At 60.5% G+C, this 24,156-nt stretch carries 23 protein-coding genes and 1 tRNA gene; 19 read left to right on the top strand and 5 right to left on the bottom strand.

The annotated features are described in order from the left end of the window. The first annotated feature begins 36 nt into the window (after positions 1 to 36). Positions 37 to 132 (top strand) — tRNA-Sec (locus E6W33_RS11735). A 27-nt stretch (positions 133 to 159) separates the two neighbouring features. Here E6W33_RS11735 and E6W33_RS11730 read toward each other — a convergent pair. Beyond that, positions 160 to 657, bottom strand: a complete 498-nt coding sequence (locus tag E6W33_RS11730) for a hypothetical protein (protein ID WP_136417506.1) — start codon at positions 655 to 657, stop codon at positions 160 to 162. 222 nt (positions 658 to 879) lie between these two features. Here E6W33_RS11730 and E6W33_RS11725 point away from each other — a divergent pair, with 222 nt between their 5' ends. From E6W33_RS11725 to E6W33_RS11710, 4 genes are all read left to right on the top strand, one after another. Then, positions 880 to 2,154: an SDR family oxidoreductase gene (locus E6W33_RS11725; RefSeq protein WP_348983160.1), complete on the top strand. Its 1,275-nt coding sequence runs from the start codon at positions 880 to 882 to the stop codon at positions 2,152 to 2,154. Next, positions 2,154 to 2,618 carry a DUF2269 domain-containing protein gene (locus E6W33_RS11720; protein WP_136417504.1) on the top strand — a complete coding sequence of 155 codons (465 nt, stop codon included), beginning with the start codon at positions 2,154 to 2,156 and terminating at the stop codon, positions 2,616 to 2,618. The genes E6W33_RS11725 and E6W33_RS11720 overlap by 1 nt, the downstream gene beginning before the upstream one ends. A gap of 261 nt (positions 2,619 to 2,879) precedes the next feature. Continuing rightward, positions 2,880 to 5,690 (top strand): ATP-binding protein, encoded by a 2,811-nt coding sequence (locus E6W33_RS11715; RefSeq protein WP_136417503.1) that lies wholly within the window; start codon positions 2,880 to 2,882, stop codon positions 5,688 to 5,690. Positions 5,691 to 5,700: 10 nt separating this feature from the next. Next, the gene (locus E6W33_RS11710; RefSeq protein WP_136417502.1) at positions 5,701 to 6,165 is read left to right on the top strand and encodes a hypothetical protein; all 465 of its coding nucleotides are present in this window, start codon (positions 5,701 to 5,703) and stop codon (positions 6,163 to 6,165) included. Here the strand turns inward: E6W33_RS11710 and guaD are convergent. After that, positions 6,147 to 7,487, bottom strand: coding sequence for a guanine deaminase (guaD, locus tag E6W33_RS11705; RefSeq protein ID WP_136417501.1), 1,341 nt, complete (start codon positions 7,485 to 7,487; stop codon positions 6,147 to 6,149). The genes E6W33_RS11710 and guaD overlap by 19 nt on opposite strands. A gap of 42 nt (positions 7,488 to 7,529) precedes the next feature. Next, the gene (locus tag E6W33_RS11700) at positions 7,530 to 8,831 is read right to left on the bottom strand and encodes an NCS2 family permease (protein ID WP_136417500.1); all 1,302 of its coding nucleotides are present in this window, start codon (positions 8,829 to 8,831) and stop codon (positions 7,530 to 7,532) included. A 284-nt stretch (positions 8,832 to 9,115) separates the two neighbouring features. On the opposite strand from E6W33_RS11700, the gene E6W33_RS11695 reads away from it, so the two are divergent. Beyond that, positions 9,116 to 9,535 (top strand): hypothetical protein, encoded by a 420-nt coding sequence (locus E6W33_RS11695; RefSeq protein ID WP_136417499.1) that lies wholly within the window; start codon positions 9,116 to 9,118, stop codon positions 9,533 to 9,535. Between the two features lie 64 nt (positions 9,536 to 9,599). Here E6W33_RS11695 and E6W33_RS11690 read toward each other — a convergent pair whose 3' ends face one another. Next, positions 9,600 to 9,854, bottom strand: coding sequence for a phage integrase N-terminal SAM-like domain-containing protein (locus E6W33_RS11690; protein ID WP_136417498.1), 255 nt, complete (start codon positions 9,852 to 9,854; stop codon positions 9,600 to 9,602). A gap of 150 nt (positions 9,855 to 10,004) precedes the next feature. Here E6W33_RS11690 and E6W33_RS11685 point away from each other — a divergent pair, with 150 nt between their 5' ends. The 11 genes from E6W33_RS11685 to E6W33_RS11635 all read left to right on the top strand — a co-directional run bounded on the left by E6W33_RS11685 (position 10,005) and on the right by E6W33_RS11635 (position 17,046). Beyond that, entirely contained in the window at positions 10,005 to 10,289 is a 285-nt protein-coding gene (locus E6W33_RS11685) for a hypothetical protein (RefSeq protein WP_136417497.1), read from the top strand. Between the two features lie 67 nt (positions 10,290 to 10,356). Next, positions 10,357 to 10,770 (top strand): hypothetical protein, encoded by a 414-nt coding sequence (locus tag E6W33_RS11680; protein ID WP_136417496.1) that lies wholly within the window; start codon positions 10,357 to 10,359, stop codon positions 10,768 to 10,770. Positions 10,771 to 10,937: 167 nt separating this feature from the next. Beyond that, positions 10,938 to 11,480, top strand: a complete 543-nt coding sequence (locus E6W33_RS11675; protein WP_136417495.1) for a hypothetical protein — start codon at positions 10,938 to 10,940, stop codon at positions 11,478 to 11,480. Positions 11,481 to 11,621: 141 nt separating this feature from the next. Next, positions 11,622 to 12,068 (top strand): SRPBCC family protein, encoded by a 447-nt coding sequence (locus tag E6W33_RS11670; RefSeq protein ID WP_136417494.1) that lies wholly within the window; start codon positions 11,622 to 11,624, stop codon positions 12,066 to 12,068. 121 nt (positions 12,069 to 12,189) lie between these two features. Then, positions 12,190 to 12,690, top strand: coding sequence for a DUF3592 domain-containing protein (locus tag E6W33_RS11665; protein WP_168798616.1), 501 nt, complete (start codon positions 12,190 to 12,192; stop codon positions 12,688 to 12,690). A gap of 204 nt (positions 12,691 to 12,894) precedes the next feature. Continuing rightward, positions 12,895 to 13,992 (top strand): dienelactone hydrolase, encoded by a 1,098-nt coding sequence (locus tag E6W33_RS11660; RefSeq protein WP_247869622.1) that lies wholly within the window; start codon positions 12,895 to 12,897, stop codon positions 13,990 to 13,992. After that, complete coding sequence (locus E6W33_RS11655) at positions 13,989 to 14,348, top strand: DUF6463 family protein (protein WP_136417492.1); 360 nt, start codon at positions 13,989 to 13,991, stop codon at positions 14,346 to 14,348. The genes E6W33_RS11660 and E6W33_RS11655 overlap by 4 nt, the downstream gene beginning before the upstream one ends. A gap of 49 nt (positions 14,349 to 14,397) precedes the next feature. Further along, a complete protein-coding gene (locus E6W33_RS11650; protein WP_136417491.1) occupies positions 14,398 to 14,805 on the top strand; it encodes a hypothetical protein in 408 nt (135 codons plus the stop codon). Between the two features lie 27 nt (positions 14,806 to 14,832). Further along, entirely contained in the window at positions 14,833 to 15,276 is a 444-nt protein-coding gene (locus tag E6W33_RS11645; protein ID WP_136417490.1) for a VOC family protein, read from the top strand. A gap of 76 nt (positions 15,277 to 15,352) precedes the next feature. Beyond that, entirely contained in the window at positions 15,353 to 16,432 is a 1,080-nt protein-coding gene (locus E6W33_RS11640) for a tellurite resistance/C4-dicarboxylate transporter family protein (RefSeq protein ID WP_211097318.1), read from the top strand. Positions 16,433 to 16,446: 14 nt separating this feature from the next. Continuing rightward, the gene (locus E6W33_RS11635) at positions 16,447 to 17,046 is read left to right on the top strand and encodes a class I SAM-dependent methyltransferase (RefSeq protein ID WP_136417489.1); all 600 of its coding nucleotides are present in this window, start codon (positions 16,447 to 16,449) and stop codon (positions 17,044 to 17,046) included. A 6-nt stretch (positions 17,047 to 17,052) separates the two neighbouring features. On the opposite strand, the gene E6W33_RS11630 is transcribed toward E6W33_RS11635, so the two are convergent. Next, entirely contained in the window at positions 17,053 to 20,397 is a 3,345-nt protein-coding gene (locus tag E6W33_RS11630; protein ID WP_136417488.1) for a hybrid sensor histidine kinase/response regulator, read from the bottom strand. A gap of 219 nt (positions 20,398 to 20,616) precedes the next feature. On the opposite strand from E6W33_RS11630, the gene E6W33_RS11625 reads away from it, so the two are divergent. After that, entirely contained in the window at positions 20,617 to 22,386 is a 1,770-nt protein-coding gene (locus E6W33_RS11625; RefSeq protein WP_136417487.1) for a GMC family oxidoreductase, read from the top strand. Between the two features lie 14 nt (positions 22,387 to 22,400). Further along, positions 22,401 to 24,146, top strand: coding sequence for an alpha/beta fold hydrolase (locus E6W33_RS11620; protein WP_136417486.1), 1,746 nt, complete (start codon positions 22,401 to 22,403; stop codon positions 24,144 to 24,146). The last annotated feature ends 10 nt before the right edge of the window (positions 24,147 to 24,156 follow it).

The following is a 24,156-nucleotide window of genomic DNA, read 5'->3' as shown; positions in this document are numbered from 1 at the left end:
GAGTGGTTCGGCTGGACTGAAGAGTTGTGAGTAAACGGAAGGGAATCGTATCCCGGTGGAGCGCCCGGACTTCAAATCCGGCGAGACGCGCACGGCGTGTCTGGTGGGTTCGACTCCCACTCCCTTCCGCCACTGCTTTGCCCGGGCGAGAATGCCGCGCTAATCCGACGACGAAATATGCGGTAGCAGGTGGGCACGCGATGTCGCCAGGCCGCGCAACGCCAACCCCATGCCGAAGGACGCATAGACCAGAAACATCGATGGCGTCGACAGGCGTTTTTCGAATCCCGGCTGCAGCCGCTGCGGCGTCAGATTGTAGTCGACAAAGCATGCCAGCCCGGCGACCGCAGCGCCGCCAGCCACCGCGCGGCCGACTTCGCCGCGCTCGGCCGCTTCGCCAAACCATTTCTCATAGATGACGGCCCACAGCGTGGATGAGGCGTGGTGAATCACATAACCGATGCCGGTGTAGCGCGTGCTCGGTTCGTCGTGCTCCGCGGCACCATCGCCCCAGATCCAGTGGCTGATTGCATTGGTCGGCGCAAAGGGTGTCCCGGTATCGCGTTGGCCGCGCCCGCCCAGCACGGCTGTCGAAACGAGGCTGGCAATACTGCCGCTGATGGCGCCATCGCGAATTGCTTCCCGCCAGTTTTTCATGCTTTCTCCATGCGGCATGGCCGCGACTGAACTACGCGACCCGCTTGCCGGTCGTATTGTGTGTGAACAGATCTTGTCGCGACGTCAGAAAACCATGCAGTCGCTCCTGCGCAACTGACGGCAGGAAATACGAAAATGATGTTTCGCAGACACTTTCGAACTCTTCCATGTGACGCGTAAAAACAGGCGGGGTTCCCGCAGACGGAGGACGCGAAATTGGTCGTGCTGCTTACCGGAGCAAGCGGTTTCATCGGGCGCCATCTGGTGCAAGCGCTTGTCGCGTCGCAGCATCGGGTCATCTGCGCGTCGCGTCACGCGCGGCAAAGCGAGAATCAGCAGATTCGCACTATAGGCGCCGACTTCACGCGCGACTTCGATATCGACACCTGGCTGCCGCGCGTGCGCGACGTCGATGTGGTGATCAATGCGGTCGGCATCATCAGGGAGCGTGGCGCGCAGACCTTCGAGGCCATTCACGAACGCGCGCCGGCAGCGCTGTTTGCTGCCTGCGCCGCCAGCCAGGTGCGGCTGGTGATACAGATCTCCGCACTCGGCGCGGACGAACATGCGCAGAGCGCCTACCACCGCAGCAAAAAGAGCGCCGACGATTTCCTCAGCCGCTTGCCGGTGCATGCGGTGATCGTCCAGCCCTCGCTGGTCTACGGTCCCGGCGGCACGAGCGCGCGCTTGTTCAATACGCTGGCAAGCCTGCCCTTGATCGGATTGCCGGGAAATGGCGGCCAGGCGATCCAGCCGGTGCATATCGACGATCTGGTGGCGGCCATCATCGCGCTGCTGGATCGCGCGCCGACCAGCGGCACGCGCGTCGCGCTGGTCGGCCCGCGCGCGATCACGCTGCGTTGCTTTCTGGGCGCACTGCGTCGCGCGATGGGCATGGGCCGGGCGCGCTTCGTGCCGGTGCCGATCGGCTTCATGCGTGCGGCCGCATCCGCCGCATCGCGCCTGCCGGGCAGCCTGCTCGATGCCGAAACCTTGCAGATGCTCGAACGCGGCAATACCGCCAGTCCGGCGCAAATCACCGCCTTGCTCGGTCATGAACCGCGCGCCCCGAAGCAGTTCATCGCCCGGCGCGACATGCGCGCCGAACGGCTGCAGGCGCAGCTCGGCTGGTTGTTGCCGCTGCTGCGCGTGTCGATCGCGCTGGTCTGGATCGTGACAGGCATCGTGTCGCTCGGCGTGTATCCGGTCGCCGACAGCTATGCGCTGCTGGCGCGTGTCGGCATCAGCGGCATGCTTGCCCCTGTGATGCTGTATGGCGCGGCGCTGCTGGATCTGGTGTTCGGCATCGCGACCCTGGCGCTGCATTGGCGCCGGCGCCGACTGCTGTGGCTGGCGCAGATTGCGGTAATCGTCTTCTATAGCATCATCATCAGCTGGCGCTTGCCGGAATTCTGGCTGCATCCTTACGGGCCGCTGCTGAAAAACCTTCCGATGCTTGCCGCTATCTGGCTCCTGCTGGAAGTGGAGGAACGCTGATGGATTACCTGACCGTGAAATGGCTGCATATCCTGTCGTCCACCTTGCTATTCGGCACCGGGGTGGGTTCCGCTTTCTATCTCCTGTTCACGAGTTTCAGCCGCGACCTGCGTGCGATTGCGGTCGTGACGCGCCTGGTCGTGCTGGCCGACTGGATATTCACGACAACCACCGTGGTCATACAGCCGCTTACGGGCTTTTACATGATGCAACTTGCCGGGCTGCCGATGCGCACCCACTGGATTGCCTGGTCGCTCGCCTTGTATGCCGTCGCCGTTGCGTGCTGGCTGCCCGTGGTCTGGTTGCAGATGCGCATGCGCCGGCTCGCGCGCGAGGCGGTCGAACGCAAGGCGCCGCTCGCGTTCTCCTATTGGCGCTATTTCTGGACCTGGGTTGCGCTTGGAGTCCCGGCGTTCATCGCTTTTCTGATCGTGTTTTACCTGATGGCCGCCAAGCCCGCGTAAGCGTGCAGGCAAGCACGACGATTGTGTTCGCAAACGGTTTCCGTTTCGATTTTTTCGATGATCCTTCGCGCAAGCGCAAGACCCTTGTTGGCCGGCCCTGTTAGCCTCGCTGAAATTCGTTGAAACCGACTCCGCCGATAAAAATGGGTGGGCTCAGCGCGTGCACCTTGCCGGGTCGGGGCGCGGCCGTCAAGAGCGGTCTGGTTGCACACATAAGCTTGGAGTAGACTGTTTTTGCGAATCCGTCAGAACGAGACGCCAATGGCATTTTCATTTCCGGAGAGATCCATCATCCTGCGCTACGCGATTGCGGCCGGCCTGTCCGGCTTGGCAGCGGCCTTGCATTGGGCGCTGCAGCCTTGGGTCGGGGCGCGCAGTCCTTTCCTGCTTTTCCTGCCGGCACTGCTTGTGACCGCCATGGTCGCGGGGCGCGGACCTGCTTTCGCGGTGCTGATGATCGGGATGATCAACGGTGCGCTGCTGCTTGACCCGGTCGGCCAGCTCTCGGTCGCGGCCTTTAACGACCGCGCCGTCATGTTGGCTTATTTTGCCGTAGGACTATTTCTCGTGTTTCTAGGCGGCAGGTTTCGATTGGTGACCCACCGCGCGGCCGAGGCTGAACAGTTGCTCGGCCTTGCGCAAGAGAATGCCGGAGTCGGCCTGTTCGAGATCGATCTTGGCCGTCGCAGCATTTTTGCCTCGGCAACCTTGCAGAAACTGCTGGGACACGCGCCGGCGGACGGCAGCCAGGCAAGACATCTGTCGCTCGATGAATGGAATGCCATGTTCCGCGCGGAAGAGTTGCAGGAAGCGCGTCTCGCCTTCAAGCAGGCACTGGCAGCGAACAATGACAACTATGCGCGCGAACACAGCGTTACCATGCCTGACGGCCAGGTGCGCTGGCTGTTCACCAAGCTTCATATCGAGAAGGATTTGAACGGGCGTCCTCTGCGCTTGCGCGGCGCCTCGCTCGACATCAGCGAGCGCAAACGCATGGTCGCGTTGCTGGAGCGCACCCAGACCGAGCTCACCCAGCAAGTGGCCGACTTGCAGCGTCTGCACATCCTCGCCGGCCGGGTGCTGGAGCTGGACGACTTGCAGAGCCAGTTGCAGGTCATCCTGGAGGCACTCGCCGAATTCCATGGTTGCGAGAAGGGTCTGCTGTCCCTGTACGATTTCGAGCGCGGTTACCTGACGGTCAGGGCTAGCGTCGGCTTCAGCGAAGCGGATTTGAAAAAACTGTCCCCCGGCCCGGTCAGCGAGGGCGTCTGCGGCATCGCGTGCGCGCAGAGACGCAGGGTGATTATCGAAGACACCGAGACCGATCTATGCTTCGAAGCCTGGCGCGAGCTGGCGCGTGAAGAAGGTTTTCGCGCGATCCACAGCACGCCCTTGATCAGCGCCAGCGGCGTGGTGATGGGGGCCATTTCCATCTATTTTCCCGTGCCATACAAACCGACTGAGCGCGAGATGCGCATGGCCGATATCTGCGCCGGCAAGGGATCGGTGTTTACCGAACGTGCACGCGCGCAGGCCGTCGCGCAGGCCAGCGATCAGCGCTTCCGCGTCGTGCTGGAATCCTCCGCTGTTCCCTTCAATGTCCTCGCGCCGGTGCGGGACCGGTACGGCGGGATCATCGATTTCCAATGGACCTATGTCAATCACGCCGCCGCCCGCGTTGCCGGCAAACCGGTGGAAGAGCTGGTCGGACGCCGCGTCACGGAAGCCTTGCCCGGCACCTGGGACGATCCCGGCCTGTTCGGAAACTTCGTTGCCGTTGCCGAAGCCGGTGAAACCCGCGAATTCGAGTTCCAGGCACAAACCAACGGCACCGACGGCTGGTTCCACATTGTTGCCTCGCCCTTGCAGGGGTCGGTCGCGGTGTGGTTTGCCGATATCACCGAGCGCAAGCAGAACGAGCAGGCGCTGAAGGAAGCCGATCGTCGCAAGGATGAATTCCTCGCCACGCTGGCGCATGAACTGCGCAATCCGCTGGCGCCGATTCGCCAGGCGGCGCTGATTTCCAATTCGTCCGACGCCACCGAAGCCCAGAAGCGCTGGAGCCACGACGTGATCGACCGCCAGGTGCGGCACATGTCCCTGCTGCTCGACGACCTGCTCGACGTATCGCGCATCACGCGCGGCATGCTCCACCTGCGTATGGCGCGCACCGAACTGGGAGCAGTGGTCGATGCGGCGGTGGAAACCGCTCGCCCGATCATCGACGGCAGGCAGCATCGTCTCCTGATCGATTTGCCGGCGGAGCCGGTCTGGTTCGAGGCCGATCAGTTGCGGGTCGCGCAGGTGCTCGCCAACCTGCTCACCAACGCGGCCAAATACACCGATCCCGGCGGAACGATCCGCCTGCATGCCGAATGCACGGGCGACGAACTCACCATCAACGTGACGGATAATGGCATCGGCATCCGGTCTGGTGCCTTGAACGAAATCTTCCGCATGTTCACCCAGGTGCGCTCGACGCAGGACAGATCGAGCGGTGGCCTCGGCATTGGATTGGCGCTCGCGAAAGGCTTGGTCGAACTGCACGGCGGCAGCATCGCGGCCAGCAGCGCCGGCCCGGGGCAGGGCAGCCGCTTTATCGTGCGGCTGCCACTACGCGCGGCGGTGGCGCCGGAACTCGACAATATCGCCGTATTGCCGGCCGCGCAGGTCAAGGGGAAGCGCGTGCTCGTCGCCGATGACAACCGCGATGCGGCCGAGACCATGGCCGAACTGTTGCGCCTGCAGGGGCATGAGGTCCGGATTGCCTACGACGGCGAGAGCGCGCTGGCTGGTTATGCCGAATTCCAGCCGGACGTCGCGCTGCTCGATATCGGCATGCCCGGATTGAGCGGCAATGAAGTGGCGCAACGCATCCGCCGCATGTCCCAGGAACGGAACGCCATGCTCATCGCGGTCACCGGATGGGGGCAGGAGAAAGACAAAAACCTCGCCTTCGAAGCCGGTTTCGATCATCATCTCACCAAGCCGATCGACCTTGACCGCTTGCGCGACCTGTTGCACGAGCAGGACGAGGCACAGTCGGCCGTCGTGCTGCACGCCAACGGATAAAATCAACGAGATGACGACTTTTAAAACGATCCACACCGATTTCTGGATGTTGCGCCTGCCCGACGACTGGGCGCAGCGCGAGTCCAACGACGGAAAATCGATCTACCTTGAATCCGCCGACGGCACCAAGGGCGCCTACCTCACCACGTGGACGCTGGCGGAGGACGACGAACGCCCGGCCGAAGAGGTTGCCGCAGCATTCCGCGAAGCCGACCTGAAGGCACTGACGAACATGGCTGGCTATGCATGGAAGATCGTTTCCGAAGTCAGCCGCGGCACCGGCACCGCCTGCGTGTCAATCACCGACTGCCTGGCCGCCGAAAAAAGCTATCGCGTGGTCGGCAAGATCCTGGTGGCGCCGCCGGTTGTCATCAGAGCGGCGTTTCATGACTACGGATGCGGCGATTACGAGGCCTCGCTGAATTATTTCGCGCCGATCGTGGACTCGCTGCAGTTTTACGTGGGACAGGATTGAGTTTTGTCGCCTGGTTGCGACGCATTGCGTGCATGCACTTGCTGCCCGCCGCTATAGGTCGCCAAGACTGCCCGGTCATCGCCCAGCAATGCGAAGGCAAACAGCATTTCCTCCAGACTTCCGGCGCGTTCCGTGCGCCGCGCCAGCAACGGCGTCGCCTGCGGATCGAGCACGATGAAATCGGCTTCCGCGCCAGCCGTGAAATTGCCGATCGTGCCTTCCAGCTGCATGCACCGCGCGCCGCCCAGCGTCGCCAGGTAGAACATGCGCAGCGCGGGAAGATGCGTGCCGCGCATGCGCGCCACCTTGTAGGCTTCGTTCATGGTCTGCAGCATCGAGAACGATGTGCCGCCGCCGACATCGGTTGCCAGCGAAAGCGGCATGCGCGCCGCATCGGCCAGCGCGAAGTCGAACAGGCCGCTGCCGAGGAACAGGTTGGAAGTCGGGCAGACCGCCGCCGCCGATTGCGTCTCCCGCATGCGCGCGCGGTCGTGCTCGTCCAGCCAGATGCAATGCGCGAGCATCGTGCGCGGACGCAGCAGGCCGTAATGGTCGTAGACATCGAGATAGCTGCGTGAATTCGGAAACAGCGATTTGACCCATGCCACTTCCTCGGTATTCTCGGCGACATGCGTCTGCACGAACACGTCGGGATGGGCGCGCGCCAGTTCGCCGGCCGCCTGCAGTTGCGCCTCGCTCGACGTGGCGGCAAAGCGCGGCGTGATCGCGTAGAGCTGACGCCCGCGCCGGTGCCATTTTGCGATCAGGTCTTCATTCACGCGCAGGCTGCATTGCTCCGCATCGCTCAGGAAAGCCGGGCAATGGCGATCCATCATGACCTTGCCGGCGACCATGCGCAGGCCGCGCTGTTCGCTTTCCGAGAAAAACGCGTCGACCGACGCAGGATGCACGGTGCAATACACCATCGCGGTCGTGGTGCCGCAACGCAGAAGTTCATCCAGGAAGAAGCGCGCGACCTCGTGGGCATGCGCCGCGTCATCGAAGCTGCGTTCGGCAGGGAAGGTATACGTCTCCAGCCAGGGCAGCAGGCTGCGCGCGGGAGACGCGATGACATCGGTTTGCGGGTAATGGATATGCGTGTCGATGAAGCCCGGCACGATCAGCTTGCCGCGATAGTCCTGTACCGTCGTACCCGCGGGCAGGCTATCGCGCAATTGCGCATGATCGCCGACCGCCTGCACGCTCCCGTCGTTCACCAGCAGCAATCCGTCTTCATACCAGACGGAAGCATTGCGATCGAACGCGGGGTCCGCGGTGAAATGCAGAATGCTGGCCCTGAATGCCGTGGAATCCGACGTCATGGTATCGCTCCGTTTTCCTGGCAAAAGATCGCTCAAGCTCAACTATTCAGCGCCGAGATACACGTAACGGAAAATGAAAATCGCTGCAATGATCCACACGATCAGCGGCACTTCCTTCGCGCGGCCGGTAAAGAGTTTCAGGCCCGCGTAGGAGACAAAACCGAATGCGACGCCGTTGGCGATCGAATAGGTAAACGGCATCATCAAGGCGGTGATCACCGCCGGCACGCTTTCCGTGGTGTCATCCCATTGCAGATCAGCCAGTTCGCGCAGCATCAGGCAGGACACGAAGAACAGCGCCGGCGCGGTGGCATACGCGGGAACGGCGCCGGCCAGCGGCGCGATGAACAGGCAGGCGAGAAACAATACCGCCACCGCGACGGCGGTCAGTCCGGTGCGTCCGCCCGCCTGCACCCCGGCCGCGCTTTCAATGTACGCCGTGGTGCTCGAGGTGCCGAGGAATGAACCGGCGACAATCGCGCTGCTGTCGGCCATCAAGGCCTTGTTCAAGCGATCCATCTTGCCCGCCTTGAGCAAACCGGCGCGGGTAGCCACGCCCATCAGCGTGCCGGTCGCATCGAACAGTTCCACCAGAAAAAACACCAGCACCACGTTCAGGATGCCGATCGACAGCGCGGCGGAAATATCCAGCTTGAACAACGTCGGCGCGAGCGAGGGCGGAGCCGATACGAGGCCGGCGAATTTATTGCCGGCAAAGACGAAACTCAAAATCGTCACCACGATGATGCCGATCAGGATCGCCCCTTTCACGCGCAGGCGATCCAGCGCAACGATCAGGAAGAAGCCGATGATCGCCAGCACGGTGGTCGTCTTGTGCAAGTCGCCCAGGGTGATAAAGGTGGCCGGATGCGCGGCAACGATGCCGGCGTTCTTGAGTGAAATGATGGCCAGAAACAGCCCGATGCCGGCGGTGATCGCCGTGCGCACGGAATGCGGAATGCCGTTGACGATCATTTCGCGAATGCGGAGCACGCTCACGATCAGGAACAGGATGCCGGAAATGCACACCGCGCCGAGTGCTGCCTCCCAGCTATACCCCATGCCCTTCACCACGCCGTACGCGAAGTACGCATTGAGCCCCATGCCCGGCGCCATCGCGATCGGGTAATTGGCGTACAGGCCCATCACCAGCGAACCGAGCGCTGCGGCAATGCAGGTGGCAACAAACACCGCATCCTTGGGCATGCCCGCGTCGCCGAGAATGGAAGGGTTCACGAAAATGATATAGGCCATCGTGAGAAAGGTGGTCAGCCCCGCCAGCAACTCGGTGCGCACATCCGTTCCCTGTTCCGTCAACTTGAAGAACCGATCCATCGCGCTCATTTTTTCTCCTTATCGTGGGTTGATCGCGCTGCATATTAGACACGATTTCTGTCGAGAGTGCCGCTGTCGGGATGTTTCGGCAGCCGTGCTTTCCGGCGGACCGTGCGCATGCGTGACCGTGCCATGTTGAAATCCCGCCACGCTGCCCTGCAAGCCGCATGGACAAAGGTGGAAATGGGTATATACTGTACATATGAACAGTATTTGGCGTGGCTCGGAGCAGCGCTGCGGTTAGTACGCAATGCCTCTCATGATCATGCCGCCGGCGGAGAAGGAGATACGCGATGTTCAAGACAGGCACATGGGTAGGCGCTGGCCGCTGGCCGAACCAGAACGCACACCCCGACCAGTGGCACAAGCCCATTCGCGGACAGGTACTTGATTTCTGCGACGTGCGCGCCTGGGCCAATTCCATCTATTTCCCCGAAGACGTGCCGCACGCCGGCAACGTCATGGGCATCGCCCTCAAGCTGCAAGCCGAAGGCAAGCTCGACGGCCTGACGCCAGTCTGCTGGGACTTCATCACGCACCGTCGCGTGCTGTGGGAAAAGACCGCGGCACTGCGCCCCTATGAAGACGATGTCCTCATCTGGCGCGCGGCGAGGGCATTGCGGCGCGATGAGATCGATCACCCGCGCCGCCGCAAACCGCGCGACATTCGCGAGTTCCTGCCGGAACAGCAGAAGCATCTGGTGCTGGCGTGAGCTCGTGCCAGGGCAACTCCATCTGAAGTAAGTGCTTCTAAAGAAACAGCGACGCGCAGAGCGCCTAATTGTGTGTTGAGGCCGCGACCTTCCTCTCATTCGTGAAATAGGAAAGAAACGCTTGCACCTCAGCCGCGCCCATTTCACCCGGATGGCGCAAGCCGTGAAACCTGATATGCCAGCGAGTCCAATAAACATAGGCTTCTTCGGTTCGCAGGTTGTACTGTTTATCCCGTATGCACCGTCGCAATTGATCGAGCAACTTGGGCGGCCTTGTGTTTATTTCAACGGCCGGTATAGACTGGCTGACATCTTTCATGGTTATTTAGTACTGTGTTTTTGTGCAGTACGTCGTTAAAACAACCACGCGACAAGCATTTGCGCCGGATCGACTGTTGAGGATAGGCGGACAGCCGGTTTGGTTAGACAGACAGGTGCTGTCCGTATAACTAAAAAGTTAAAAAGCAAAATGATCGACGGTCCATACAAATCAAATCGCTCCGGTTGGGTATCGGAAGGGCTGGCCGGCATGGAACTCATCGGTCTTGTCGTCGGCTTTTTCGCTGGCTGCTATTTCATCAGTAAAGCGGCATTTTATTTCTTCATCGCCGGAGCATTTCTAAAGCTCGCCGTATTAATTGCATGCGTGGTCATTTTTATCGGAATATTTTTGATTGCGTCACATACTTGGCGCCTTATAGGTGTTCTCGCATTCGCTACATTAGGACCACTTTTTCAGTATGTGTCGGGATAAGAGCGTTATGCTTTTTAACATGTCAATCGACAGGGACGCAAAAGAGCGCCCGTCATCTCGGCGTTAAATGACTATGTCCGTTACACCTGAGCTCGAAATTGTCGGTACTCCGCCCGATCTCAAGGGGCGGATTTGCGAAGGTTTTATCTGCGAGGGCTACGAGTTCGAAGGTGAAACGGCGGCATCGGCAAACGTCACATACTTGAAATTTGACGGCGCATGGTATCGGCTTTACTTTGAACCGCATATGGTTTTCTGGCGTGAATGGAATGAACAGCCGAAGCCCTGGGAAGTGGAAGAGGAATCGTGGAACTATCCGCATGTTGATGTCGGGGCTGGTGCCGGCGTGGTTGGCGTGAGGCTCGGGTCATATGAGATGTCCGCGACGTTTGAGGGAAGCAAGGTTCTATTTCGGTTTGAGAATGGAACCCAGATCGTCATCGAGGATAAAAATGAAGTTGCGTCATATGCCGTCATTTAACTCACCGTTGCACACTGACGCTTCGCGCCAGTGAACTGAATCGTTGAGGCTGTAGAAAAAGTCCAAAAATGCCATTCTTGCTAATTCTCAAGCCAAGGGAATCAATGACTTACGCCGCTAAAAAAACCGCAAAACGACTTTTCCTACAGTCTCGTTAGGGCGCAACCATGAGCCACCTTTTTCTGTTTCTAGCCTTCCTCCCTGGATTAGCTTTCGCTGAAACGTCAGCCCTTCCGGTACCCCCGGGCAGCGACTTGGTATTCCTGTGCTTTCTTACCAACTCCAGCCTGTTGATCACCTCACCATCAAATACAGACCAAATCGACGCATACCTCGCGGGACGCAAGCCTGAGGTTGCCGAGTTCTTTTCTAGTGAAAAATTGGTCAAGTGGTCTCGTGATGGCTATCGCAACGGGAGCAAACGAATTGTCAAACGCTGCGGTGAAATAGAAATAGCCATCGGTGCCGATTTTCCAAATTCAAACCCACAGGGTGCCGATGGCGTATATGTATTCCCGACTGTGACGCTTCTACACAATAAAACGACGTTGGCGCCCACCACCGTTATTTCTGAACTGTGCGAAGTCGATACCCCTCGATGGGGCGACTGTGCGAAGGACTACGCTGTTGCGATAACTTCCTCTGCATCCGGCGCCAGTTTTACCATCAGATACCTGCGTACCTATGTTGAGTCCAAGCGCGCGCCCTGACACTACAATCGATCGGGGCGCTACGCGCTTGTCATCTCAACGCTATGCACTTTCCTCAGGCCATCCGGCACCCATCAGCCCTTCTATGCCGCGGGACAATTCCAATAGTTACCCAATAGCAGATTGAAAGGAGAACCGATCATGAGCACAGGAACCGTCCGTCTCCACCGCGTACTCCGGGCAAACCCCGAGCGCATCTATCGCGCCTTCCTGGACGCCGATGCCATGGCCAAGTGGCTTCCGCCCTACGGATTCACTTGCAAGGTCCATCATATGGACGCCAAGGTCGGCGGCACCTACCGGATGTCGTTCGCGAACTTTGGGACGGGCCAAGGGCACTCCTTTGGCGGCGAGTATCGTGAGCTGCTTCCCTTTGAAAAGATTTGCTATACGGACAGGTTCGACGATCCGAACCTCCCAGGAGAAATGCAGACGACGGTGAGCTTGAAGAAAGTGTCTTGCGGAACCGAGATCAGCATTGTGCAGGAAGGGATTCCTGCAGCCATTCCAGTCGAGATGTGCTATCTCGGCTGGCAAGAGTCGCTTGCACAGTTGGCGAAACTTGTCGAACCAGAGATTCCGGGCTGACAGGGCATCTTGAGAAAGTACGGTATTGGCACCTTGGTACTGATACTTTTTACGGCATGGCTGCGCCGGTCTCAATTTGGCAAATGACTTGGCAATTCACAATGCCAATCGGCGATAAATCGTGAGCGTGTTTTTCGAAAAAATCATCGGTGTTGCAATCCTGGCTGGAATCGTCTTCGGGCTGTTCACGACCGGGGTCGCACCTTTCGAAATGTTCAAGAAGGCGCAGGCGGAGAAGTGGCCGTCGCGACCGGGAGTCATCACGAAATCCTATGCAAGCCAAAAGCGCGGCGCCAGGAGTGCGTCATATTGGCGTCCGGAGATTTGCGGAACGTACAAGGACGATGGCGGGAAGTTTTGCGTGACGCGCGTCAGGTACGGCGGCTTCATCTTCGGCGACGGGAAGGGCGACACGTTCGAAATGGTTGCCCGCTATCCTGTGGGACGGGAAGTCGCGGTTTTCCATTCTCCTGACGACCCTAGGGAGATCGTTCTTGAGGCGCATTCTTCATGGACGGAAATGATCACTCTGTTCGGACTCGGACTGGTGTTTCTTATTCTACCCGTGGCATTGAGGCTGTTCCGCGCGAAGCCTGGATCCCAGCGTCGTAGCGGGATGTAACACGCTGCTTCTCCATAGCGCGATCGGGAAGAAGGTGTTCCTCGGGCTGCGGGCAACACTCTTCAGGGATGATTCCGTGCACGCCCCTTATTGTGATAACAGCGCGGCCATGGCAAGATGCGGGGATGCTTTTTATGCAACTCCGAGGTGCAGGCAACTACCTGTGTCCAGCCCGTTTCAAACCAGCCTTCAGTGAACTCTGACATGCGACTCGCCATCGGTAAAAGCTTGTGCTTTCACGCGCTGCTGTTTTGCATTGGCCTTGCACATGCCTCGGTCGGTCTGACTGACATTCCGGCGGACGCTGAAAGCGGTCTTGTCACGGTCTTTTATCCGTCGACCAGCGAATCGAAGCTGCAGCATCGCGCCGGGTTTGACCTCGACGTCGCGTTCGACGGCGTACCTGCAGCCGGCAACAAGCGGCTCGTCGTGATCTCGCATGGATCTCCGGCGTCCCCCTGGGTGTATGCCGACCTGGCGCGTGTGCTGGTCGAGGCCGGCTTCATTGTTGCGATGCCTGAGCACTTCGCCGACAACTACAAGGACGACAGTGAGCCGGGACCGCCGAGCTGGAAGCGGCGTCCGCTCGAAGTTTCGCGCGCCATCGATCGCGTCGGGGCGGACCCGCGCTTTCGCGCAATGCTCGATCTGGAGAAGGTCGGCATGTACGGCATGTCGGCTGGCGGGCATACTGCTTTGGTGCTGGCCGGAGGGCGCTGGTCGCCGGCGCGCTTGCGTCAGCACTGCGACGTCCACATGCGTGACGACTTTCAGGCATGTGCGGGTCCGACGATGAGGCTGAATGGCGGCGTATTGGACGGAATCAAGATCGGGCTTGTTCGCTGGATCCTTGGCTTCAAACTGACGGACGAAACCTGGTACGCCCATACCGACCCTCGTATTGCCGCCATTGTTGCCGGCGTCCCGTTTGCGGCCGACTTTGATCCTGCGTCTCTTGAGTCGCCGATTGTTCCTCTTGGCATCATCACTGCGCAAAAGGACAAGTGGCTCAATCCGACCTACCACAGCCATGCCATTCTCAAGACTTGCACACCTTGCGAGCGACTGGCCGATCTGCAGACTGGCGGGCACGGAGCCCTGCTGTCCCCTTTGCCACCGGGCCTGAATGGATCGATCGGTGCGTTGGTCTCCGATCCGCCTGGCTTTGACCGTGCGTCTGTCGTGCCGGAAATCAATCGCAAGATCGCAGCGTTTTTTTCGAGTCACTTGCTTGCTTCCGGGTCTGCACAATCGTCGCGTCTCAAGAGTTCATCAACATCGAATGGGGAAAAATCAAAATGACTCATGCAATGGCATGGGCGCTCTTTGTGCTCGGCATCGGACATATTGCCTACGGCCTCGTCGCGTTCAAGGCGCCGCTTGCGGCGGCAGTTGCCGCTGGCTTTGTCGGAAAGTTCAATGCGCCGGAGCTGCGGCGCACGGCATTCTGGTTCCTGATCTTCGGGCCCTTGCTCATGCTCGCAGGTCATGCGGCGCTGCATGCCGTTGCAATCGGCGACCTGTCCTTGCTCCGGATTGTCGGCGCTTATGCCTTGGTGACATCCCTGATCGGCGTCGCTGCGTTTCCAAAATCTCCCTTCATTGCAGCGCTGCTGGTTTCGGCGCTGCTCAATGCTTCTGTGTATGGGCTTGTCTGAGGATGTGCGTGGACAGAACATCGCGGCAAACAGACCTGGAGCTTGCACAATGCGTCTGCAGGAAATAACACAAGTTCGACAGCTTCCGGGCGATCGGAAGCGCAGGTGGTTCACCTCCGACACGATGGACCTGATCGTCTGGATGGATGCGCAGGGAGATATTGACGGCTTCCAGCTCTGCTACGACAAGGGGCGTACGGAGAAAGCGCTGCACTGGACGCGCGACCGCGGTTTGTCGCACATGCTTGTCGACGATGGCGAGGGAAACGGGGCATTGAGCTACAAGGCATCGCCGATGCTCAGAGGCGGCGCGCCGCGCGACATCAAGAAGACAGGCATGTTGTTCGAGCATGCTGCGCAGGCGCTTCCCCGCAATATCAAGGAATTTGTTCTTTCGAAGATTGAAGACGATGCGGCTTCGGCCGGAGATCCATCGCGTTCGCATTGCATCATCTGATCCACGCTTCCAGCCATTATCCGACCTATGCCAGACATCATTGGAATTGACCACATCTACATTACCGTGTCGGACATGCACCGCTCGGAGGAATTTTACGATCGTGTGATGAAGGTTCTCGGCTTTCGCAAGAACACCTTCGCCATCGGCGGCGATCCGCATGCGCAGTACTTCAACCGGCACTTCGGCTATGTGATACGCCCGGCGAGATCGGGAAACGGTCACGATTCGTATTCGCCGGGGTTGCATCATCTCTGTCTGAGAGTCGAGTCGCCGGAAGATGTCAGGGCGGCCGCGAGGGAATTGCGTGCCGCGGGGATCGACGCCAGTGAAGCCGCGCCCTATCCGGAATATGCGCCGGACTACTGGGCGACATTTTTCCGCGACCCGGACGGCATCCGGCTGGAGATCACCAACTACCGGCAGGAACGGCGCGAGCGCCATGATCACTGGGACAAGGTCCAGTCGTAATTGCACAGGCATGTCGCCATGCAGCATCGCCGGATCGCCTGATGCCCGGCATGAGGAGGTAGAATGGGACACGCCCATGATGAATAACGACAAAACACAGAAACCGGAAATCCTCGCCGATGTAGCCGGCCTGTCGCCGGCGTATTTCGGCATGGCGATGGCAACAGGCATCGTTTCGCTGGCGTCCTATCGCGTCGGCATGCATGGCTTGGCAATGGCCTTGTTCCGGCTGAATATCCTTGTCTATGCCGTGCTGTGGCTCCTGACCATACTGCGGGCCGTGCGCTATCCGCGCCGCTTCTTCGGCGACATGATCGATCATCTGCGCGGCCCCGGGTTCTTTACGACGGTTGCCGCGACGAGCATTCTCGGCAGCCAGTTCGCGGTGATAGGGGCAGATTACCGTGTCAGCACCGTGCTCTGGGGCGCGGCGATCACGCTCTGGGTCGGGCTCACGTACACGATATTCGCGGGCTTCACCATCAAGCAGAACAAGCCTAGCCTGGAGAAGGGTATCAGTGGCGCCTGGCTGCTGGCAGTGGTGGCATCGCAATCCATCGCCGTGCTGGGCGCGCTGCTTGCGGCGCACGCCGATCAGCCCTATCGCCTCGAAATCAATTTTCTGGCCTTGTCGATGTGGCTGTGGGGCGGCATGCTGTACATCTGGATGATGTCGCTCATCTTCTACCGCTACACCATGTTCCCTTTTTCTCCGGGCGATCTGGCCCCGCCGTACTGGATCAACATGGGCGCGATGGCGATTTCAACGCTGGCAGGATCGCTGCTCATCATCAATGCGCCCGACGCGCCTTTTCTGCTGTCGCTGCTTCCCTTCATCAAGGGTTTCACGGTCTTTTACTGGGCAACCGGAACCTGGTGGATTCCCATGCTGGTGGTGCTAGCCCTGTGGCGTTATGTCTTCCGTCGCTTTCCGCTGAAATACGATCCGCTGTACTGGGGCGCGATTTTTCCGCTGGGGATGTATTCCGCCAGCACCAGGGAGATGATCGAGGCGATGGGATTCGGATTCCTGCAATTCCTGCCGCGCGTTTTTCTCTACATTGCGCTGGTTGCATGGACGTCGGCGTTTGTCGGGCTGGCGCTTGAGCTGCTGCGCCGCGCCGGCGTTCTCGCCAAAGCCGAAGGCAACAACTAACAAGACGCCGACCGATGAAGGAAACCGATCGCTGGCTGGACCGATGGCTGCCGCTCATCAAGGAAAAGACATCGACCGTGCTGGAACTCGGCTGCAATACAGGGCGCGACACCGCACGGCTGGCCGAAGCGGGTCTGCGCGTGGTCGGGACCGACATCTCGGCCGAGGCGCTGCAGGAGTGTGCTCGTGTCGTGCCCGCTACGCCCGCTCCGGTGCTGGTGCGTCATGACCTGCGCGAGCCGTTTCCATTTGCCGATGGCAGTTTCGATGTCATTGTCGCCAGTCTTTGCCTGCATTACTTTGGATGGGACGATACCTACAGGATCGCGGGCGAGATCTTGCGCTGCCTCTCGCCCGGCGGCTTGCTGCTTTGCCGACTCAACTCCACCAGGGACGTGCACTACGGTGCGACCGGTTTCCAGGCGCTGGAGCCGAACTACTATCAGGTCGACGGCCGCTACAGCGACCGCAAGCGGTTTTTCGACCGCGCCGCCATTGATGCACTGTTTGGCGCGGAATGGACGCATGTGGCGGTGGAAGAAATGAGCATCGACCGCTATGAAAAACCGAAGTGCGTGTGGGAAGTCGTGCTGCGCAAGGCGGCGAGAAGCTGATTCCCTTCACGCGGCCAGCGCCGCTTTTCGTTGCGCCAGACCTTCTTCCACCAGGCGCAGCGACTGTTCGCACAGCGCGCGGAAAGCGTCGAGCTGCGCGGGTTCCGCGGTGCTACCGCCCAGCGTGTGTTCCAGCTCTGCCGCAAGCTGCGTCAGTGCGGTAGCGCCGATGTTGGCCGCCATGCCGCGGACGCTGTGCACCACCGATTTGATCCCCGCATGATTGCCTGCATCGACCGCTGCATTGAACTGGTTGATCGCCGCCCCCAGGCTGGGCACCAGCATGGCCAGCACCCGATGGTACAAGTCGATGTCGCCGGCCAGCCGATCCAGCGTGTCGGCCGTGTTGAAGCCGGGGATGTCGATCGGCGTGTCGACAAGGCCGAGGGCCTTTGCCGGTGCGGCATCTTCGGACGCCGGCCTTGCAGTAGTCGGTTTGCTCTCGGTGAGCCAGCGGGTCAGGGTGCTGTAGAAATGGTCCGGATTGATCGGTTTGGTGATGTGATCCTGCATGCCGCTTTTCAGGCAGGCGCTCTTCTCTTCGTCGGTGGCGTGCGCAGTCATCGCAACGATCGGCAGTGAGGCGAAGCGCTGATCGATGCGGATGCGGCGCGTGGCGGCATGGCCGCCCATCTCGGGCATTTGAATATCCATCAACACCAGATCGTAGGTGCCAGGCTCCTCCGCAAACAGCATTTCGAGCGCGATCTTGCCATTGCCTGCAATATCGACCTGCAAGCCGGTCGCCATCAGCATTTCGCGTGCGATCTGCTGATTGATTTCATTGTCTTCCACCACCAGCACGCGGCAGCCGTCGAAGCGCGGCAGGATGCGCTTCAGCCGGGCATTGCAGCATTCGACGCCGCCGGCCGCGAATACCTGCACGAAAGTATCGTGCAGCAGGGATTGATCGATTGGCTTGAACAACACGGCGTCAACCGGTGCGCCTTCGGCCTGGCGCAATACGTCTTCGCGGCCGAACGCGGTCACCAGGATGACTTTGGGAGGGTGCCGGAGGCCGGCGTTTCTGATCGCGCTGGCCAGTTCCATGCCGTTCATGTCAGGCATGCCGAGGTCGGTCAGCACCAGGTCGTACGGCGCGCGTTCGTCGGTCGCACGGATGGCGGTCAGGGCATCGGCGGCGCTGCCGACCGCATCCGACTGCAGGCCGATGCCGTCAATCAGCGCGGTCAGGATTTCGCGCGCTGCGCGGTTGTCGTCCACCACCAGCACGCGGCAGTCCAGCAGGCGTTGGGGCAAGTCCGGCGACGCGGTTGCGGTCAGAGCGCCGAGGCCGAGACGGACGGTAAAACCGAATGTCGAGCCGACGCCGGGTTCGCTGCGCAAATCCATGCTGCCACCCATCATTTCAACCAGGCGCTTGCTGATCGCCAGCCCCAACCCGGTGCCGCCATACTTGCGCGTAGTCGAGTCGTCGGCCTGGCTGAATGCGCTGAACAGGCGCGTACGCTGTTCCGGCGTGATGCCGATGCCGGTATCCTCCACTTCGAAGCGCAATTCGACGCCGCCGGCATAACTGGATACAACACGGCAGCGCAATTGCACCTGGCCGCTTGACGTGAACTTGATGGCATTGCTCATCAGGTTGATCAGCACCTGGCCCAGGCGCAACGGGTCGCCGAACAGGTTGGGCGGCACATCCTCCGCCACGTCGAACACGTACTTCAGGCCTTTCTCGAGTGCGACCTGGCGGGTGACATTGCTGACGCTGGCCAGCACCTGATGCAGGGGGAAGTCGGCCTTCTCGATACTGAGCTTGCCGGCCTCGATCTTCGAGAAGTCGAGGATGTCGTTGATGATGCCCAGCAGCGACTCGGCGGAGTGATGGATTTTTTCGACGTAATCGCGCTGCTTGCCGGTCAGGTCGGTGCGCAAGGCGAGATAGGCCATGCCGATGATCGCGTTCATCGGCGTGCGGATCTCGTGGCTCATGTTGGCAAGAAAGGCCGACTTCATGTGCGAGGCTTCCTCGGCGACTTCCTTGGCCGCATTTAGCGCGCGTTCATGTTCGCGCAGATCCTGATTGGTGCGCGACAGCTCGGCGGTGCGTTCGGCGACACGATGCTCGAGCACGCGTTCACTGCGCTTCAGGCTGTCGACCAGCTCCTGCTGCGCGACTTCCTTGTCGCGTCGGATCTGATTGAAGCGGTCCGCCAGCGCCAGCGACAGCAGCAGCATTTCCAGTGCGGAGCCGATCTGCATGCCGTATACCGCGAGGAAGTTGGGCAGCCCCTTGATGCCAAGACTGCGCGACGCGGTCAGTACCGCGGCGAATACCAGGAAGCTGAACGCCAGCAGGAAGAAGCGTGCGCTGCGCTGACCGCGTGCCAGGCAGGTAATGCCGACCACCAGCGCCAGCAGCATGTTGGCCGCATCGATGATGATCCCGATCCGGATGATCTGGTCATGCGGAAGGAATACAAAGGCCAGCATCTGCACCACGTTCAGTGCAAGGAAGCCGCGGATGACGCGGTCCAGGATCGGCACGGTGGTGGTCGTTGCCAGCAGGCTGCGCTGGAACAAAAGCAGGGTGAAGCCGGTGCTCGCGAAGCCGATCATGCCCGAAATGATGGCCCAGTGGGGTGACTCCGGCCATACGAACTGATAGCCGAGACCGCTGTAGGCGCCGATGGAAAGCGCGTTGGCGGCGACGAACAGCACGTAGTAAAGGTAGGTGCGGTCGCGCAGCGAGGCAAACAACAGGAAGTTGTACAGGCCGAGCGCCAGCAGCATGCCGAAATACAGCGCCTGACCGATGTATTCGCGCAGACTCTGGTGCGCGAATTCCTGCGGCTCCCACAACTTGGCGGGAATATCGAGCGAGGTGCCGGATGCGACCCGCAGGTAGTAGGTCGTCTCGCTGTTGGGCGGCAGGTGCAGCGGAAACACGAAGTTGCGATGATTGATCGGCCGCTGCGCGAAAGGCCGAGCGTGCCCGGTCGCGATGTGGATAAACCCGCTTTCGCCGGGCATGTAGAGATCGACTTCATGCAGATAGAGGAAGGGTACTTCGAGCAAGCGTTCGATCTGCCGGCCGCTGTTGTTGGACAGCGTGATGCGCAGCCAGATGGCCGAGTGGCGCAGGCCGTAGTTGATGGAATCGGTGTGCAGCGTCGATTGGGCAAAGCGGCTTGCGACATCGGGCGTTACAACATCGCCGATATCGAGTGCGCGCTCCTTGTCTTCCAGGATCCACCAGTACGGCGTTAGATTGATCGGCGCGGACGTCGGCTTGTCGTCGACCCGTAAATCTGCTGCATGCAGGGTGCCCGCCAGGCTCAATAGCCACAGCGCAATCAGACAGCGAAGCAAACGATGAATATCCGGCATTCAGGTCACCCAGAAAAGTGAGATTGCAAACTAGAAACATGCTTATCGTAGCAGCATCCCTTCGTGCTGCGCAGTTCCGATAACACACAAATACAGCCAGCGCTCGAAAAGTTACCATTTCTTACGAGAAATAAAATATCATCGCCTTCTATAACAAAGACAAACGGCCCCGGCATCCAACACAAAAAATCGGGGTCCACCACAATCGGGGAGCGATCGATGAGTGCAGATCGGGATTACGAAGCCGTCGTGATCGGCAGCGGCTTCGGCGGCGCGGTCATGTCCGCACGCCTGTCCAGGCGCTGGCCGGGCAAGGTATTGCTGCTGGAGCGCGGCAAGCAGTATCCGCTGGGCGGCTATCCGCGCAGCTCGCACGACATGGCGGACAACTTCTGGTGTCCCCAATGGGATACGGCACGCCGTCCGCACGCGGTGCGCAAGCGCAAGGAGAAGCGCGGCCATCTGGACGGCATGTTTGACATCCGGCATTTCGACAAGATCGATACCGTCGCCGCCGCAGTGTATGGAGGCGGTTCGCAGGTATATGCCAACGTGTTCCTGCGCCCGCCGGAAGCCGTGTTCGAACAGGGCTGGCCGAGCAATGTGCGCCGCAGTACGCTGATGCCGTATTACGACATTGCCCAACAGGTGCTCGGCGCCCGGCCGGTGCCGCCGGCAAGCGGCCCCGATGACCGGCGCTACGTCAAGCGCACCGAGCAATTCCAGGCCTTCGCGCGCGAGGCGAAGCTCAGTTCGAGGATGGCCGATATCTGCGTCTTCTTCGGCAACGGCTACAGCTACGAAGGCAGCAAGGATACGGTTCCGCTGGGCGTGCAGGAGCAGAATCGCTACGGTGCGCTGCAGACATCCTGCACGTATTGCGGCGAATGCGACATAGGCTGCAACGTGCAGGCGAAGAATTCGGTCGATCACAATTACCTGCACGTGGCGCGGCAGCGCTATCAGGCGCAGGTCCGCACGCTGGCCATTGTCGATCGCATCGTTCCGCTGGATGCCGCCGGCCAGGACGATCCGGCGGCCGATGGCGAGCATGGCTTCCGGGTGGTGTACCGCAATGCGGCCGACGGCGGCGAGCAGAGCGTCACCGCGCAGCGCGTGGTCTTGTCGGCCGGCGCGCTCGGCACCAGCGAATTGCTGCTGCGCTGTCGCAACGTGCATCGCAGCCTGCCGCGCATCTCGTCGCGGCTGGGGCAGCAGTTTTCAGGGAATGGCGACTTCCTGGCGTTTTCGATCGACGGCAAGAAGGAAGTCAATTCCACCTATGGCCCGGTCATTACCCAGTACATTGACCACCACCTTTTCGACAATTTCGACCGCAAGCGCGCCTTCGTCATGGAAGACGCGAGCTATCCAACGCAACTGAGCTGGGCCGTGGCCGCTCTCGGGCCGGTGATGAACCCCATCCAGAAGCTCTGGCAGGCGGGCAAGCAACTGCTGTTGTACGTCTTCGACCGCGCTTATCCGGGCCGCAAGAACAGCAGCGTCGGTTACCTGATGCAGAAACTGCTTGCGCATGACCTGTCGCAGTACAGCGCGGTGCTGCTGTGCATGGGGCTGGACAATGCGCGCGGTGTGCTGCGCCTGAACGGCGACGGCTTCCTCGATGTCGAGTGGCCGCAGGAGAGCAATCGTACGCTGTACGACGCCATCCTCGATCTCGGCCAGCGCTTCACGCGCTTCATCGGCGCCAGCACCTTCCTGCCGATGCCGACCTGGTTGTGGCCGGTGAAAAACAATGTGACCGTGCATCCGCTCGGCGGTTGCGCACTGGCCGACACGCCGGAGCAGGGCGTGGTCAGTGCGCGCGACGGCAGCCGCGGACAGGTGTTCGGCTATCGCGGCCTGTATGTGGCCGACGGATCGCTGATGCCGACGGCACTGGGCGCCAATCCGGTGGCCACCATCACGGCGCTTTCGGAATGGATCGCGCACGAGATGACGGGTATCGCACCGGATGCGAGTCTTTGAAAGGGGCAGGCATCATGTCGAACGACTTGCATGGAGTAAGGATCGAATTCGCCGAAGTGATGACGGGCTATGTCAGCGCGGAAGCGACGATTTTCACCGATGGCTATGAGGATGGTGAAAAGGCGGGCCATACACTGGCCTTGCATGTGACGGTCAGCATCGCCGATCTCGATGCCTTCCTCCACACGCCGGATCACGCCGGTACGCTGACCGGCCATGTCGACTGCGCGCTTCTCGGCGGCATCTGCCCGGTGCAGTCGGGCACCTTTCGCCTGATGCCCAATACCGCCGACCGCGACCGCAAGGTGATGTATTACCAGGTGTATTGCACTACCCCGCAAGGCGAGGCGATCACGTTCGTGGGGGAAAAGCAGGTGCAGCACAATGCGCCCCTCGACATGTGGCACGACACCACGACCCTGTTTGTGAACGTGTTCCGCGGACATATCGATCCGGCCAAGCCGGCATTGGCGGACTTGTGGGTGACCGGCATCATCAGCCTCGGCCTGGGCGACTTCATGCAGGTGCTGCGTGGCTTGCGCGCGACCGATGCGCAGGGCAACACCAGCCTCAAGGGACTGGTTGCGTTCGGCGAATTCTTTGCCGGCAAGCTGTGGGATGTGTATGGCCCGCACCTGCCGCCCGCGCTCAACCAGCCGCATCGCCGCTATCCGAAGTTCACCACCGAAGGCGTCACCGGCGCGGCGATCAGCGTGCATCCGTTTTCCACCGCCGACGGGCTGGGCTTGACGCTCACGCGCTTCCTGCGCGCCAGCAGCGACGACGTGGTGCTGGTCATTCCCGGCCTGACCAATTCCACCGACATGTTCATCATGCCGGAACATCGCAACCTGGTGCAGCATTTGCTGGACGAGGGTTTCGGCGACGTATGGACGCTCGACTGGCGCGGCAGCAACCGCTTTCCGTACAACCTGGCGCGCTCGACCTACAACTTCGACGATGTGGCCCTGTTCGACCATCCGGCGGCGATTTCCGAATTGCGCCGTCATATCGGGCCGAACAGGCGCTTGCATGTGATCGCGCATTGCGTCGGATCGATCACGATCGCGATGGCGGTCTTTGCACGCACGGTACAGGGCATCACCAGCATGGTGCTCAACAGCGTGTCGCTCACGCCGCATGTGCCGGCCTGGTCGGAAATCAAGCTGCGCTTCGGGCCGTGGGTGTCGGATTATCTGCTTGGTGTCGAATATTTCAATCCGAGCTGGCGTCGCCAGCCTGCCTGGTCAATCGGCAAGATCATCGCCATGGCGGCCGATCTGGTGCATGGCGAGTGCGACTCGCCCGAGTGCCACATGCTGAGCTTCATGTGGGGCAGCGGCCGGCCGGCGGTCTTCAATCACGCCAACATCGCGCCCGAGACGCACGAGCGCCTGGGCGACCTGTTCGGCGGAACCGCGGTGCACTACTACCGTCATGTGTTCAAGATGGTCCGGAGCGGGCATACGGCGGTCAAGTACGATCCCGGCAATCCGCGTTACGCGGCCTTGCCGGACGACTACCTGAAGAACGCCGCGGACATCAAAACCCCGATCTTCTTCGTGCAGGGGCAGGACAACCATGTGTTCGCCGATTCCAATATCCGCTGTCACGAACGGCTGGAAAAACTCGTGCCGGGGCGCCACAAGTTGCACGTCTTCGCCGGCTATGGACACCAGGATGTCTTCATGGGGAAGAACGTTGCGGTCGACATCTTTCCGCACATCGTTCACTTCCTGCGTGAGCATGCGCACGCGTGAATTTGAAAGA

This window comes from Herbaspirillum sp. ST 5-3, from assembly GCF_004804275.1.
Classification (GTDB): Bacteria; Pseudomonadota; Gammaproteobacteria; order Burkholderiales; family Burkholderiaceae_D; genus Noviherbaspirillum.
The sequence above is the reverse complement of the archived record's forward strand: the minus strand, read 5'-3'. Positions and strand labels throughout refer to the sequence as shown.